General features: G+C 64.9%; 12 protein-coding genes and 1 pseudogene. 6 read left to right on the forward strand and 7 right to left on the reverse strand.

Features of this window, described 5'->3' with window-relative positions; translation table 11 throughout:
- Positions 1-756, forward strand: a 756-nt coding sequence (locus tag VA602_RS17525) for a gamma-glutamyltransferase (RefSeq protein ID WP_323453825.1), incomplete at its 5' end; no start/stop codon positions are given.
- A 36-nt stretch (positions 757-792) separates the two neighbouring features.
- On the opposite strand, the gene mutM is transcribed toward VA602_RS17525, so the two are convergent.
- A complete protein-coding gene (gene mutM, locus VA602_RS17530; RefSeq protein ID WP_063541651.1) occupies positions 793-1,605 on the reverse strand; it encodes a bifunctional DNA-formamidopyrimidine glycosylase/DNA-(apurinic or apyrimidinic site) lyase in 813 nt (270 codons plus the stop codon).
- A 3-nt stretch (positions 1,606-1,608) separates the two neighbouring features.
- Positions 1,609-2,427, reverse strand: coding sequence for an HDOD domain-containing protein (locus VA602_RS17535; protein WP_172964843.1), 819 nt, complete (start codon positions 2,425-2,427; stop codon positions 1,609-1,611).
- A gap of 231 nt (positions 2,428-2,658) precedes the next feature.
- On the opposite strand from VA602_RS17535, the gene VA602_RS17540 reads away from it, so the two are divergent.
- A complete protein-coding gene (locus tag VA602_RS17540) occupies positions 2,659-3,855 on the forward strand; it encodes a class I SAM-dependent rRNA methyltransferase (protein ID WP_054891148.1) in 1,197 nt (398 codons plus the stop codon).
- Positions 3,856-3,978: 123 nt separating this feature from the next.
- Here VA602_RS17540 and mgtE read toward each other — a convergent pair whose 3' ends face one another.
- Positions 3,979-5,034, reverse strand: a complete 1,056-nt coding sequence (mgtE, locus tag VA602_RS17545; protein ID WP_323453826.1) for a magnesium transporter — start codon at positions 5,032-5,034, stop codon at positions 3,979-3,981.
- Between the two features lie 483 nt (positions 5,035-5,517).
- Between mgtE and ilvD the strand changes: the two genes are divergently transcribed.
- Entirely contained in the window at positions 5,518-7,359 is a 1,842-nt protein-coding gene (gene ilvD, locus VA602_RS17550) for a dihydroxy-acid dehydratase (protein WP_054891146.1), read from the forward strand.
- A 193-nt stretch (positions 7,360-7,552) separates the two neighbouring features.
- On the opposite strand, the gene VA602_RS17555 is transcribed toward ilvD, so the two are convergent.
- Positions 7,553-8,608: an HAD family hydrolase gene (locus VA602_RS17555; RefSeq protein WP_407682516.1), complete on the reverse strand. Its 1,056-nt coding sequence runs from the start codon at positions 8,606-8,608 to the stop codon at positions 7,553-7,555.
- Between the two features lie 243 nt (positions 8,609-8,851).
- Between VA602_RS17555 and VA602_RS17560 the strand changes: the two genes are divergently transcribed.
- Positions 8,852-10,243: an L-cystine transporter gene (locus VA602_RS17560; RefSeq protein WP_323453828.1), complete on the forward strand. Its 1,392-nt coding sequence runs from the start codon at positions 8,852-8,854 to the stop codon at positions 10,241-10,243.
- 49 nt (positions 10,244-10,292) lie between these two features.
- Here VA602_RS17560 and VA602_RS17565 read toward each other — a convergent pair whose 3' ends face one another.
- Entirely contained in the window at positions 10,293-10,808 is a 516-nt protein-coding gene (locus VA602_RS17565; protein ID WP_063541663.1) for a dihydrofolate reductase, read from the reverse strand.
- 54 nt (positions 10,809-10,862) lie between these two features.
- Between VA602_RS17565 and VA602_RS17570 the strand changes: the two genes are divergently transcribed.
- Together VA602_RS17570 and VA602_RS17575 are read left to right on the forward strand one after the other, a co-directional pair.
- A complete protein-coding gene (locus tag VA602_RS17570; protein WP_065863981.1) occupies positions 10,863-12,254 on the forward strand; it encodes a DUF2868 domain-containing protein in 1,392 nt (463 codons plus the stop codon).
- On the forward strand, positions 12,247-13,611 hold the full coding sequence (locus VA602_RS17575) for a GTPase/DUF3482 domain-containing protein (protein ID WP_112899439.1): 1,365 nt from the start codon (positions 12,247-12,249) through the stop codon (positions 13,609-13,611). Before VA602_RS17570 ends, VA602_RS17575 begins: the two co-directional genes overlap by 8 nt.
- A gap of 28 nt (positions 13,612-13,639) precedes the next feature.
- On the opposite strand, the gene VA602_RS17580 is transcribed toward VA602_RS17575, so the two are convergent.
- Together VA602_RS17580 and VA602_RS17585 are read right to left on the reverse strand one after the other, a co-directional pair.
- The gene (locus tag VA602_RS17580) at positions 13,640-14,188 is read right to left on the reverse strand and encodes a phosphonate degradation HD-domain oxygenase (protein WP_323453829.1); all 549 of its coding nucleotides are present in this window, start codon (positions 14,186-14,188) and stop codon (positions 13,640-13,642) included.
- Positions 14,189-14,239: 51 nt separating this feature from the next.
- Positions 14,240-14,492, reverse strand: a pseudogene (locus VA602_RS17585) (putative 2-aminoethylphosphonate ABC transporter substrate-binding protein); the annotation flags it as partial.

The raw sequence follows: 14,492 nt of genomic DNA on the forward strand, positions 1-14,492 counted from the left end.
GTCCTGCGCCGCGCCTACCGCGATCGCGGCTTGCTCGGCGACCCGGACTACGTCACCAACCCCATCAACCGCCTACTGGCGCGCCAGTACCTGAGCGGGCTTGCCGACAGCATCGACGTGCACGATGCCACGCCCAGCAGTGCCCTGCCCCCCGCACCCGCCTGGCGCGAGGGCGACCACACCACCCACTTCAGCGTGATCGACGCTGCGGGCAATGCCGTATCGGCCACACTGTCGGTCAACCTGCCCTTCGGCGCAGCCTTTACCGTACCCGGCAGCGGCGTGGTGTTGAACAACGAGATGGACGATTTCGCCGCCGACCCCACTGGCAGCAACAGCTACGGCCTGGCCGGCAGCCAGGCCAATGCGGTGGCCGCGGGCAAGCGTCCGCTGTCGAGCATGAGCCCGAGCTTCATCGAAAGCCCGTCACAGTTCGCCAGCTTCGGCACGCCCGGCGGTAGCCGGATCCCGAGCATGGTGCTGCTATCGATGCTCGGCTTTCTCGAAGGGCGGCCGGTGAGCGAATGGCCAGCGATCCCGCGCTATCACCATCAGTACCTGCCAGATGTGATCGAGCACGAGCCCAACACCTTCGACGATGAGCACAAGGCCGCGCTGCGTGCACGCGGGTATGCGCTCAAGGACGTGCAGCGCAGCTATGGGAACCAGCAAGTACTGTACTGGGACAAACGGGCCGGGACGCTCGAGGCAGCCAGCGATCCGCGCGGGGTCGGTGAGGCCGCAGTGCTGGAGTGACCAGCAAAGCTGGCGGCAAATGGGTGTTCACGAGTATCAGCGCTGACAGCGCGGGCAGAACACGCTTGCGCGCTGCCCCAGCTTCACGTCCCGCAGCTCGGTCCCGCACACCTTGCAGGCCTCGCCACCACGTCCATAGACGAACAACTCCTGCTGGAAGTACCCCGGCTGGCCGTCGCCGCCGATAAAATCGCGCAACGTGGTGCCGCCACGCTCGATGGCCGCCGCCAGCACGCGCTTGATCTCGATCGCCAGCTTCAGATAACGCGCCCGGCTGATCCCGCCCGCTTCGCGGCGTGGATCGATGCCCGCGGCGAACAGCGCCTCGGTGGCGTAGATGTTGCCCACCCCCACCACCACGGCGTTGTCCATGATGAACGGCTTGACCGCCATCGACCGCCCGCGTGACAGCTGGAACAACCGCTCACCGTCGAACAGGTCAGTCAACGGCTCCGGCCCCAGGCGCACCAGCAGCTCGTGACCAAGCGGATCCTGGCTCCAGAGCATGGCGCCGAACCGACGCGGGTCGGTGTAGCGCAGCATCAGCCCCGACTCCAGCTCGATGTCCACATGCTCATGCTTGGCCGCCGGCAGGCCGAGCTCGACCAGCCGCAGGTTGCCAGACATCCCCAAGTGGCTGATCAAGGTGCCAACCTCGGCGTTGATCAGCAGGTACTTGGCCCGCCGCTCGACGCTGACGATGCGCTGCCCCGACAGGCGCACATCCAGATCCTCGGGGATCGGCCAGCGCAGGCGCCGGTCACGCACCACCACGCGGCTGACCCGCTGGCCTTCCAGGTACGGCGCGATCCCGCGCCGCGTGGTCTCGACTTCTGGCAACTCAGGCATGGATCAGTGGCCACTCATTTCACGGATATTCTGCTTGAGGCTCTCGAAGTCGTACTCCGACAGCCCGATGTAGTCCAGCACCAGCGGCCCGACGACATTCCACTCGTGGTCGACGCTCTGGTTGCCCAGCACGCGGTACGACGCACAGATGTGTTCGGCCATTTTCAGCACCGCCAGCAGATTCTTGAGCTGGGTCTGGGTGTTGCGCGAAGACTCGTCGCGGAACACCGCCAGGGCGTTGTGGTGGTTGGCGATGGCCGCGCTGATGTGCTCCGGCAGGCGCCACGACTTGGCGGTGAAGTAGCCGACCACCGAATGGTTGGTGTTGAAGGCACGATTCTCGGTATCGACCACCCGTACCTCTTCGCCGGCCTTGGCGTAGGCGTCTTCCAGCACCTCCATGTACGTGGGGAAGCGCTTGAGCATCAGCGGCACGCCGCAATCATGGAACAGGCCAAGGGTGTAGGCCTCGTCCACCGCCTGGATGCCGGTGCGCTTGGCCAGGGTCAGGCAGGTCATCGCGACGTCCTGGGCAGTGTCCCAGAAGCGGTTGAGGGTAACGATGGTTTCGTCGCTCATCTCGCCCTTGATCGACTGGGCATTGATCAGGTTGATGATCGAGCGGCTGCCCAACAGGTTCACGGCGCGCTGGATCGAGCCGATCTTGTTGGCCAACCCGAAATGCGGTGAGTTCACCAGCTTGAGCAGCGCACCGGCCAGGCCAGGATCCTGCGCTATCAGCTTGGCGATCGTCTCCAGGTCCGGGTCGGGCATGTATTGCTCGAACTGCAGGTCCACCATGATCTGCGGCTGCGGCGGAATGGTGATGCCTTGCAAGGCTTGCTGGATCTGTTCGGCGGAAAGTTCCTGGGACATGGGTACACACTCGGAAATGACGAGAGATTCTAACCCTGTACTCCTGCAGGGCACCAACCACTGGATCGTTCCCTGGACGGTTAACTTTAGCCGCGAGGGGGCCGACACTTCATCCACCCCACCAGCGAACCCCGGGCCAACGCGGTATACTCCCGCTCTTTTTTCCGGAGCGACGTCATGTCCCTGCCCAGCCTTCGCCTCAAAGCCAATGCCGACCGCCGCCTGCGCGCCGGCCACCTGTGGGTCTACAGCAACGAGGTCGACGTTGCCGCCACTCCGCTGCAAGGTCTGAAGGCCGGTCAACAGGCGATCCTCGAGGCCGCCAACGGCAAGCCACTGGGCGTGGTGGCGGTGAGCCCGAACAACCTGATCTGCGCGCGCCTGCTGTCGCGCGACGCCAAGCTGCCGCTGGACAAGTCGCTGCTGGTGCACCGCCTGAACGTCGCCCTGTCGCTGCGCGAACGCCTGTTCGACAAGCCCTGCTACCGCCTGGTCTACGGCGACTCCGACCTGCTGCCGGGCCTGGTGGTCGACCGCTTCTTCGACATTCTCGTGGTGCAACTGGCCTCGGCCACCATGGAAGCGCACAAGGATGATGTGATCGCAGCCCTGGTGCAGGTACTCAAGCCCAGCGGCATCCTGTTCAAGAATGACTCCGCTGCGCGCGATGCCGAAGGCCTGGAGCGCTATGTCGAGACCGTCTACGGCGAAGTACCCGACTGGGTCGCGCTGGAAGAGAACGGCGTGAAGTTCGAAGCGCCAGTGCGCGAAGGCCAGAAGACCGGCTGGTTCTACGACCACCGCATGAACCGTGCGCGCCTGGCGCCCTACGTCAAGGGCAAGCGGGTGCTCGACCTGTTCAGCTACATCGGTGGCTGGGGCGTGCAGGCCGGGGCCTTCGGCGCCAGCGAAGTGTTCTGCGTCGATGCCTCGGGCTTCGCTCTGGATGGCGTCGAGCGCAATGCCGCGCTCAACGGCATCGCCGAGAAGCTGACCTGCATCGAGGGCGACGTGTTCGAGGCACTGCGCGAGCTCAAGGCCGCCGAAGAGCGCTTCGACGTGATCATTGCCGACCCACCCGCCTTCATCAAGCGCAAGAAAGACCTGAAGAACGGCGAGGCTGCCTACCGTCGTCTCAACGAACAGGCCATGCGCATGCTCAACAAGGACGGCATCCTGGTCAGCGCTTCGTGCTCCATGCACCTGCCTGAAGACGACCTGAACAACATCCTGCTGACCAGCGCCCGCCACCTGGACCGCAACCTGCAACTGCTCGAGCGCGGCGGCCAGGGGCCGGATCACCCGGTGCACCCGGCGATCGCCGAGACCCGCTACATCAAGAGCATCACCTGCCGGTTGCTGCCCAACAGCTGACCCACCCAACCGGGGCTGCTCTACAGCCCCAAGTCATACGGCTTGCGATGATTGCTGACACTTGTACCGGCAATCAGCAAGCCCCCGTGAAGTCGGCAATGCTGCTGCCCTCGTAGCGTCTCCTCAGATATCCAGCACCATCGACGCGATGCCAAAGTAGATCAACACCCCCACGGCATCGGCAATCGAGGTCACCAGCGGCCCGCTGGCCGTCGCCGGGTCAAGCTTCAGGCGACTGAGCATGAATGGCAGGCTCATGCCGATGAGGCTGCCGATCAGCACGATCACCAACATGCTGCTGGCCACGATCAGTGCGATTTGCGGGCCGCCGCGCAATACCCCCAACGAAGCGACAGCCACTGCCATGGTCCCGCCCAGGGCAAGCGCAACACCGCATTCGCGCGTGAGCATGCGCAACCAGTCACGCAGCACCACTTCGCCCGTGGCCAGGCCGCGCACCATCAGGGTTGCCGACTGGGCGCCGGCATTGCCGCCGCTGTCTACCAGCAACGGCAGGAAGAACACCAGGGCGATATGGGCGGCAATGGTGTCCTCGAACGCGGCGATTCCCGCACCTGAAAACAGGTTGCCGAATACCAGCAGCACCAGCCACAGCACGCGTTTGCGGTACATCAGGCTGACGGTTGCATCCTTGAGATTGCCGATGTGATTGGTGATCGATGCGCCCTTGTGAAAGTCTTCGGTAGCCTCCTCCACCATCACATCCAGCGCTTCGTCGCAGGTGACGATCCCCACCAGCCGCCCCAGCTCGTCGAGCACCGGTACCGCCAGCAGGTCGTGATCGCCAATCAGCCGGGCAACCTCTTCCTGACGGGTCGCCGTGGTCACGCAGATCACCTGGCGCACCATGATGGCCTCGATCGGCTGGTCGGGCGGCGCCAGGATCAGTTCACGCAGCGATAGCGTGCCGAGCAGGTTGCGCTGGGCATCGAGGACATAGGATTGATAGATGGTTTCGGCGTCAGCGGCTTCGCGCCGCAGCATGTCGAGGGCCGGGCGCGCGCTCAGGCCACTGTCCAGGCTGGAGTACTCGCTGATCATCAGCGCGCCGGCGCTGCCGTCTTCGTACAGTGCGTGCTGCAGGAGTCGATCGCGTCGGGCCTGGGCCGCCTGGCGCAGGTCGAGGGATTCGGCGAGGGTGTCGGTCGGTTGTTGCATGGGAGGTTCTCCAGGCGCCGAAGCAGGCGCCCGCAGACCTCAGCCACGCGGGCTCAAGCCTCCGGATGCCCTGGCGACGGTGCGCTCAGTGCCAGATTGCAGGTTCGCGATGAACTGAAACTGGGAAGGTCCATTGAGGGGCTTGGCTCGTGAAGCCGCACATGCGGCGCGGGGATCATAGGTGCAGCGAGATCAGGAAAATACCGCCAGGAGGGCATTTGGGAGATGTCCTACATCACCCTGCCCAAATGACGAAAAGCACCGTCCAGACACATCGTCATTCCCTCGTCGCGCCAGCGGTGTAGAATCGGCCTATTCATCGCCAGACATCCCCAGGCGGGTTTATGAGCTCTGGCCAAGCACGCGGCGATCCCGCGCTGTCTTCGGCCCCATCCGTGCCAGCGGCAACCGGCCCTCGGCGCAAAGGACAAGAGAAGCTCACTCCCCTTTCCAGAGACCTGATTAAGCCGCCAGGAGTGCTTCATGCCTGATTATCGTTCCAAGACTTCCACCCAGGGCCGCAACATGGCGGGTGCCCGCGCACTGTGGCGCGCCACCGGGATGAAGGACGAAGACTTCAAGAAACCGATCATCGCCATCGCCAACTCGTTCACCCAGTTCGTTCCGGGCCACGTGCACCTGAAGGACCTGGGCCAGCTGGTCGCCCGCGAGATCGAGCGCGCCGGTGGCGTGGCCAAGGAATTCAACACCATCGCCGTCGACGACGGCATCGCCATGGGCCACGACGGCATGCTGTACTCGCTGCCGAGCCGCGAGATCATCGCCGACGCCGTCGAGTACATGGTCAACGCCCACTGCGCCGACGCCATCGTCTGCATCTCCAACTGCGACAAGATCACCCCCGGCATGCTCATGGCAGCCCTGCGCCTGAACATTCCAGTGATCTTCGTCTCCGGCGGCCCGATGGAAGCCGGCAAGACCAAGCTGGCCAGCCACGGCCTGGACCTGGTCGACGCCATGGTCATCGCCGCCGACTCGACCGCCAGTGACGAAAAGGTCGCCGAGTACGAACGCAGCGCCTGCCCGACCTGCGGTTCGTGCTCCGGCATGTTCACCGCCAACTCGATGAACTGCCTGACCGAAGCCCTGGGTCTCGCCCTGCCGGGCAACGGCTCCACCCTGGCCACCCACGCCGACCGCGAGCAGCTGTTCCTTACCGCCGGACGCACCATCGTCGAGCTGTGCAAGCGCTACTACGGCGAGAACGACGAGTCGGTACTGCCGCGCAACATCGCCAACTTCAAGGCGTTCGAGAACGCCATGATGCTCGACATCGCCATGGGCGGTTCGACCAACACCATCCTGCACCTGCTGGCTGCCGCCCAGGAGGCGGAGGTCGACTTCGACCTGCGCGACATCGATCGCCTGTCGCGCAAGGTGCCGCAGCTGTGCAAGGTGGCGCCGAACATCCAGAAGTACCACATGGAGGACGTCCACCGCGCCGGCGGCATCTTCAGCATCCTCGGCTCGCTGGCCCGTGGCGGCCTGTTGCACACCGACCTGCCGACCGTGCACAGCCGCAGCATGGAAGAAGCCATCGCCAAGTGGGACATCACCCAGACCGATGACGAAGCCGTGCACACCTTCTTCAAGGCTGGCCCGGCCGGTATCCCGACCCAGACCGCGTTCAGCCAGTCGACCCGTTGGGAAACCCTCGACGACGACCGCGAGAACGGCTGCATCCGCAGCTTCGAACACGCCTACTCGCAGGAAGGCGGCTTGGCCGTGCTGTACGGCAACATCGCCCTGGACGGTTGCGTGGTCAAGACCGCAGGCGTCGACGAGTCGATCCACGTGTTCGAAGGCACCGCGAAGATCTTCGAAAGCCAGGACAGCGCCGTGCGCGGCATCCTCGCCGACGAGGTGAAGGCCGGCGACATCGTGATCATCCGCTACGAAGGCCCGAAAGGCGGCCCAGGCATGCAAGAAATGCTCTATCCGACCTCATACCTGAAGTCCAAGGGCCTGGGCAAGGCCTGCGCCCTGCTCACCGACGGCCGCTTCTCCGGCGGCACTTCGGGCCTGTCGATCGGCCACGCTTCGCCGGAAGCGGCCTCGGGCGGTGCTATCGGCCTGGTCAAGGACGGTGACAAAGTGCTGATCGACATTCCGAACCGCTCGATCAACCTGCTGGTCAGCGACGAAGAGTTGGCTGCACGACGTGTCGAGCAGGACAAGAAGGGCTGGAAACCTGCCGAAGTGCGCCCTCGCAAGGTGACCACTGCACTGAAGGCCTACGCCCTGCTGGCGACCAGCGCCGACAAGGGTGCTGTGCGGAACAAGGCGATGCTCGACGGGCTGTGAGGCTTTCAGGGCATGAATGAAAAACCGGCGCCTTGAGCGCCGGTTTTTTTATGCCTGTGGAAAAGTATTGGCCTCTTCGCGGGCAAGTCGGAGCGCCGAACCGCCGCTCCCACAGATACAGCGCGGCCTTGAAGACTATGAGACTGTGGGAGCGGGCTTGCCCGCGAAGAGGCCGGCATAGGCGCTACAACGCTTACTGAATCTGCTCCGGCGTCACGATCACCCAGTTCTTGTCCGCCGTCACCGGCAGCCCTTCCTTCGCCTGCGCCGCCGCATGCTTGGCAATCATCCCGTTCAACTGGTCCATGTACTTGGCCTTGCGATTGATCCACAGATGGATACCGCCCTTGCCCACGTCGACCCCATGGAACTGCATGTAGCCGTCGCTGGTTGGCGTATCGCCGCCGACCAGCACCGGCCGTTTCCACTCATCGATGTAAGTCAGGATGGCCGCCTGCTTGCCAGCCATCCAGGTGGCCGGGGTCCACAGATAAGGCGTCAACTCCAGGCCCTCGTTGGCCTTGGCATCGTAGTGGCCTTCGCTGATCTGCTTGCGCGCCGTGGTCAGCTTGCCGCTGGCGCGGTCCTTGAGCAGCAGGCTGACGCCGATCACATTCTGCGGCTTGACGTTGTAGCCGTACTTGGGATCGGACGCGACCATGCGCACCAGTTCCTCGGACGCGGCCGAGATCACATAGACCTCGATGCCGTTCTCCATCAGCTTGTTGTACAGCTCGGCCTGGCCGGTGAAGACCTTCGGCGGCTGCACCTCGATGGTCTTGACCTGATCGCCTTCGAAGTAGGTGCTGGGGACAGGCTTGTTCAAGGCCATCAGCTCATCGACCTGAACCTTCAGCTCCTTGAGCGTGAAGCCCGAGAACACCTGTGCCACCCAGGGGTAGCAGACCATGTCATCGATTTCGCACAGGCGATAGTAGTAGCTGAACAGGCTCTCCTTGTGCTCGGCGGTATCCTTGAACGGGATCAGCTTCAAAGAAGGGTCGAGCTTGTCACGATTCAGCAGGCCTTTGTTCTCCATGAACGGCAGCAGCGCTTCCTCGAGGTCGTAGCGATAGCTGGTGTTGTCCATGTCGAAGACCGCGTAGTTACCCTTGTGGGCATTGGCAGCGATCATCGTGTCGAGCTGTTTGGCGGCCTCGGCGGGCCAGTGCTTGAGTTCGGTTGCCGCCCAGGTGCTGACGCTGAGCAGCAGGGCGAGACCGCCCGCGAGAAGTTTCGGAGCAGACATCATGTGCGTTCTCCAGAGACATGGCTGCTGAAGCCTAGACCGCCTGCATGACAGGCAGACGTCTGGCACCGACCTCGAGAGAGCCCGAAACGGCATGTTCATTGCCAACTGCGACAGCGCGTTATTCCATTAGCGACTATCTAAATTACCTTTAGATATAAATTCGTTTCTTTTCAGACTGTTAGCATTTCCGTTCGCAATCGCTCACAGAGGCGATCCCTATTTTTGCTTCACGGAGCTTCAATGAACCTGCCGCTTTCCCTCAACCTGCTGGCGTTCCTGGCCCTGCTGCTGGGCCTGGCGCAAACCCGCCGTACCGACTGGAGCCTGGCGAAAAAAGTGCTGCTTGGCCTGGTGCTGGGCGTTCTGTTCGGGCTGGTGCTGCACAGCCTGTACGGCGCTGGCCATCCGGTGCTCAAGGCAACCATCGCCTGGCTCGACCTGGTCGGCAACGGCTATGTCGGCTTGCTGCAGATGATCGTCATGCCGCTGATCTTCGCCTCGATCCTCAGCGCTGTGGCACGCCTGCACAATGCCTCGGCCCTTGGCCGGATCAGCGTGCTGAGCATCGGTACCCTGCTGCTGACCACAGCCATCGCCGCACTGATCGGCATCGTCCTGACCAACCTGTTCGGCCTCAGTGCCGAGGGCCTGGTCGCCGGCGTCCAGGAAACAGCTCGCCTGCAAGCCATCAACAGCGACTACGCAGGCAAGGTCGCCGACCTCAACATCCCGCAACTGCTGCTGTCGTTCATTCCCAGCAACCCGGTGGGCGACCTGGCCCGGGCCAAGCCGACCTCGATCATCAGCGTGGTGATCTTCGCCGTGTTTCTGGGCCTTGCCGCTCTGCAACTGATCAATGACGACAAGGACAAGGGCGAGCGCGCCCTGTCGGCCATCGACGTGCTGCAGGCCTGGGTCATGCGCCTGGTGCGCCTGGTGATGAAGCTCACGCCTTATGGCGTCCTGGCGCTGATGACCAAGGTGGTGGCCAGCTCGAACCTCGATGACATCCTCAAGCTGGGCAGCTTCGTCGTGGTGTCGTACATCGGCCTGGGGCTGATGTTCGTGGTACACGGGGTGATCCTGGCGATCACTGGCGTCAGCCCGCTGCGCTTCTTCCGCAAAGTCTGGCCGGTGCTGACCTTTGCCTTCACCAGCCGCTCCAGCGCCGCCAGCATCCCGCTGAACATCGAGGCGCAGACTCGCCGCCTGGGCGTACCGCAGTCGATCGCCAGCTTCAGCGCATCGTTCGGCGCAACCATCGGCCAGAACGGCTGCGCCGGCCTGTATCCGGCAATGCTGGCGGTCATGGTGGCGCCGGCCGTGGGCATCGACACCTTCGATCCGCTGTGGATCGCAACCCTGGTGGCCATCGTCACCCTGAGCTCGGCGGGGGTTGCCGGGGTCGGTGGCGGCGCGACCTTCGCCGCGCTGATCGTGCTGCCGGCCATGGGCCTGCCGGTCGAGCTGGTGGCGCTGCTGATCTCGGTCGAGCCGCTGATCGACATGGGCCGTACTGCATTGAACGTGAACGGCTCGATGACTGCCGGCGTGGTGACCAGCCAACTGCTCAAGCAGACCGACCAGCAAGTGCTGGCCGGAGACGAGCATGCCGAGCTGAGTCACTCCTGAGCAACACTTGCCCTGTGGGAGCGGACGAAGCCGCTTCCACAGGAGAGCCTTAACGCTTGTCCCACACCTCGAAGTGGTAGACCGGCTTGCCTTCCTCGACCTGCCGCTCGGTCGATGCCAGCGTCCACTGCGCCGCGTCGAACGCCGGGAACCAGGCATCCCCTTCAGGCGCAAGCTCCACACGGGTCAGGTACATGCGGCTCACCAGCCCCTTCTCCAGTGCCTGCCCGTAGAGCTGCGCGCCGCCGATCAGCATCAGCTCACCAACCCCCTGCTCGCGCGCCCACTGCTCGGCACGCACCACCGCTGCCTCCAGCGAGTCGAACACTTCGGCGCCCGCCAGCGTCAACCCAGGCTGGCGGCTGACGACGATGTTCAAGCGCCCCGGCAGTGGTCGCCCGAGCGAATCCCAGGTCTTGCGCCCCATGATGATCGGCTTGCCCAGGGTGGTGGCCTTGAAGTACTTGAAGTCCCCCGGCAGGTGCCAGGGCATGGAGTTGTCGATGCCGATCACGCGGTTCTCGGCGAGTGCCGCGATCAGGCTGAGGGGAAGTGATGTGTTCATGACGGCGAGGATAGCACTCGGCACGTGGGTTATGCTTGGGCCTCGACCCGTGCAATGGAAGACCTTGTGACTGCACCGACCGAACTGGACAAACGCTGGCTCACCGAAGCGGTGCGGCTGCGTGAAGAACACGCCGGCCCCCTGGAAGACCAGGAAGCCAACCGTCGCGCGCGCCAGCAGGGCGGCGACCTGGCGGCACGCATCGAGCACCGCGCGCTGTGGCTGGCCGAGCGCGACGGCATGACCCAGGCCCTGCGCCACTGGAAGCAGGGTGCACGCCTGGCCCTGCTGGCCCTGATGATCGTCGCCGTGCTCAGCGGCGCCGGCCTCGGCCTTGCGGCGCTGGGTGACGGCCAACGCCCGGTGAATGTGTTCTGGGCGCTGGGCAGCCTGCTGGGCCTGAACCTGGTGTTGCTGGTCGGCTGGGCCTTGGGCTTCTTCTTCGCAGGTGAGCAAGGCGCAACCCTGGGCCGCCTCTGGCTGTGGCTCAGCGAACGCTTCGCCCGAGATGCCAAGGCCGTGCACCTGGCCCCCGCCCTGCTGGTGCTGCTGCAGCGCAAGCGCCTCAATCGCTGGCTGCTCGGCCTGCTGGTGCATGGCCTGTGGCTGCTGGCGATGAGCGCGGCGCTGGGCATGCTGTTGGCGCTGCTAGCGACCCGGCGCTACGGCTTCGTCTGGGAGACCACCCTGCTCGCGGCCGAACCCTTCATCGCCCTGACCAACGCCCTCGGCGCCCTGCCCTCGCTGCTGGGCTTCAGCATTCCCGACGAGAGCATGATCCGCGCCAGCGGCGCGACCCTGCCGAGCCTGGACATCGCCCGCCAGGCCTGGGCCAGTTGGCTGCTCGGCGTGGTGCTGGTGTACGGCCTGCTGCCCCGCCTGTTGCTGGCGACCCTGTGCCTGTGGCGCTGGCGCCAGGGCCGCAGGCAACTGGCCCTGGATCTCAGCCTGCCAGGCCATGCACAACTGCGTGACGCGCTGATGCCGCGCAGCGAGCGTATCGGTGTACAGGACGCCGCCCCCGAGCACCTGCCACAGTTCGAGGCCGGCCAACTGGAAACCGGCAGCAGCGGCGCCCTGCTGGTAGGCCTGGAGCTGGATGACCAGCGCGCCTGGCCGCCCACGCTGCCAAGCACGGTGACCAACGCCGGTGTGCTCGACAGCCGCGAATCACGCAACAAACTGCTCGAACAGCTCAGCCGTTTCCCACCGGCGCGCCTGGCCATCGCCTGCGACCCGCGCCGCTCGCCTGACCGTGGCAGCCTGGCGTTGCTCGCCGAGCTCGCGCGCAACGCAGGCGCCACGCGCATCTGGTTGCTCCAGGCCCTGCCTGGCCAGGCTCTGGACGCCGCTCGCCTGGGCGACTGGCACGAAGCCCTCGACCGCCTTGGCCTGCACCACGCCGACACCTCGCCCCTGACCTGGCTGGAGCATGGCCATGACTGATCCGCTCAAGCTGGCCGTGGTCGGCCACACCAATGTCGGCAAGACCTCGCTGCTACGCACCCTCACCCGCGATGTCGGCTTTGGTGAGGTTTCCCATCGCCCCAGCACCACCCGCCATGTCGAAGGCGCGCGGCTGTCGGTGGACGGCGAGCCCTTGCTCGAGCTCTACGACACCCCCGGCCTGGAAGACGCCATTGCCCTGCTCGACTATCTGGAGCGCCTGGAACGCCCCGGTGAACGCCTTGACGGCCCGGCCCGCCTGGAGCGCTTTCTCCAGGGTAGCGAGGCGCGCCAGCGCTTCGAGCAGGAAGCCAAGGTGCTGCGTCAGTTACAGGCGAGCAATGCCGGTCTCTATGTGATCGATGCACGCGAGCCGGTACTGGCCAAGTACCGCGACGAGCTGGAGGTACTCGCCGGCTGCGGCAAGCCGCTGCTGCCCGTGCTCAACTTCGTCGCCAGTAGCCAGCACCGCGAGCCAGAATGGCGCGAAGCCCTGGCCCGCCTGGGGCTGCACGCGCTGGTGCGGTTCGACAGCGTGGCCCCGCCCGAGGATGGCGAGCGACGCCTCTACGAGAGCCTCGCCCTGCTGCTGGAGACATCACGCCCCGCCTTGCAGCGCTTGATCGACGACCAGCAGGCCCAGCGCCTGGCCCGCCAGCACAGCGGCAAACGCCTGATCGCTGAGCTGCTGCTGGACTGCGCCGCCTGTCGGCGCAGCGTCGAGGCGGAGCCTGCCGCTGAAGCCAAGGCCATCGAGGCGCTGCGCCAAGATGTTCGACAACGTGAGCAGCGCTGTGTCGAGGCGCTGCTCAAGCTCTATGCCTTCCGTCGTGAAGACGCCAATGCCGGCGACCTGCCGTTGCTGGACGGTCGCTGGGGCGATGACCTGTTCAACCCCGAGACCCTGAAGCTGCTGGGTGTACGCCTGGGCAGCGGTGTCGCCGCCGGAGCGGCGGCCGGTGCTGGTGTCGATCTGCTGGTCGGCGGCCTGACCCTCGGCGCTGCCGCGCTAGCGGGCGCCATTGCCGGAGGCGCACTGCAAACCGCCCGCAATTATGGATCGCGGTTGCTGGGCAAGCTCAAGGGACAGCGTGAACTGACCGTGGATGACAGCGTGCTGCGTCTGCTGGCGCTGCGGCAACAGCAACTGATGCTGGCGCTGGACAGCCGTGGCCATGCTGCACAGGACAGGGTGCGGCTGGGCGAGCTGGATGAAAAGGCCTGGCGCGAGGGCAAATTGCCGGAGGCGTTGACCAAGGCGCGGGCGCATCCGCAGTGGTCGACGCTCAATCCGGGCGCACGGGTGAACCAGGCCGAGCGCCAGGAGCAGCTTGAGGCGTTGGTTTCACAGATCTGAGGCGCAACCGAGGGCTGTGCTGCAACCCTCAGATCAAGGCCAACGCCTTCCCTTTCAACACCGCCATATCCAGCACCGGCACCCCAACCTCCTTGGCCATCTCATCCCACTCACGCATGCGCAGGCTCACCGCAAACAGCGGATCACGCTCGAAGGCATCGGCCTCGGCATCGCTCATCACGCCCCCCTGGTAACCCAAGGTGCGCCGACTCGCCTCGCTCAGCCGTTCGTAGTATCCCGGCTTGCGCAAGGTCAGGTAGCGCTTGGCCTCGACGTGGAACTCCACCAATCGCGCCATGCGCTCACCGAAGCCACAACGGCGCAGGTACTCGGCGCCGATACGCTCATGGCTGACCACACCATAACCGCCCATGCTGGCGTCGCCGCCGCACAGGTGGCCGATATCGTGGAAGAACGCAGCGAGCACCACCTCGTCGTCGAAGCCCTCGGCCATGGCCAGTTGCGCAGCCTGGGACATGTGCTCGATCTGGGTGATGGCCTCGCCGATGTAGTCGTCAGCGCCGTGGCGCTCATACAAGGCGAAGGTGTTGTCGATGATCTGGGCTGGAGTCGGCATGGCGGTAGGGTCCTGGCGTGGTGAGGATAGACCTGCTGAATGTCGTTCGACTTACTGCGCCGCCTTCTCCGACTTGCCGTCGTAGCGCTTGCGCCACTCGGCCAGGATCTGGTCGCGGTGCTTCGACGCCCAGGCAAAGTCGTTCTTGATCAGGCGTTGCTCGTAGTCGGCAGGCAGCTCTGTCTGCGGCTTGGCAATCCCAGGCGCGGCGAGTACGGCGAAGTTCTCCTTGTACAGCTCCATGGCCGCAGGGCTCGCCGAGAAATCGGCCAGGCGTCGCGCGGCATCGGCCTTAGGCGTGCCC

The organism is Pseudomonas machongensis, assembly GCF_034961125.1.
Classification (GTDB): Bacteria; Pseudomonadota; Gammaproteobacteria; order Pseudomonadales; family Pseudomonadaceae; genus Aquipseudomonas; species Aquipseudomonas machongensis.

Coding starts and splice junctions, on each gene's coding strand:
- VA602_RS17555 (WP_407682516.1), bottom strand. CDS start 8,608: ATGTCTGCTCCGAAACTTCTCGCGGGCGGTCTCGCCCTGCTGCTCAGC.
- ilvD (WP_054891146.1), top strand. CDS start 5,518: ATGCCTGATTATCGTTCCAAGACTTCCACCCAGGGCCGCAACATGGCG.
- VA602_RS17540 (WP_054891148.1), top strand. CDS start 2,659: ATGTCCCTGCCCAGCCTTCGCCTCAAAGCCAATGCCGACCGCCGCCTG.
- VA602_RS17575 (WP_112899439.1), top strand. CDS start 12,247: ATGACTGATCCGCTCAAGCTGGCCGTGGTCGGCCACACCAATGTCGGC.
- VA602_RS17570 (WP_065863981.1), top strand. CDS start 10,863: ATGGAAGACCTTGTGACTGCACCGACCGAACTGGACAAACGCTGGCTC.
- mutM (WP_063541651.1), bottom strand. CDS start 1,605: ATGCCTGAGTTGCCAGAAGTCGAGACCACGCGGCGCGGGATCGCGCCG.
- VA602_RS17580 (WP_323453829.1), bottom strand. CDS start 14,188: ATGCCGACTCCAGCCCAGATCATCGACAACACCTTCGCCTTGTATGAG.
- VA602_RS17565 (WP_063541663.1), bottom strand. CDS start 10,808: ATGAACACATCACTTCCCCTCAGCCTGATCGCGGCACTCGCCGAGAAC.
- mgtE (WP_323453826.1), bottom strand. CDS start 5,034: ATGCAACAACCGACCGACACCCTCGCCGAATCCCTCGACCTGCGCCAG.
- VA602_RS17560 (WP_323453828.1), top strand. CDS start 8,852: ATGAACCTGCCGCTTTCCCTCAACCTGCTGGCGTTCCTGGCCCTGCTG.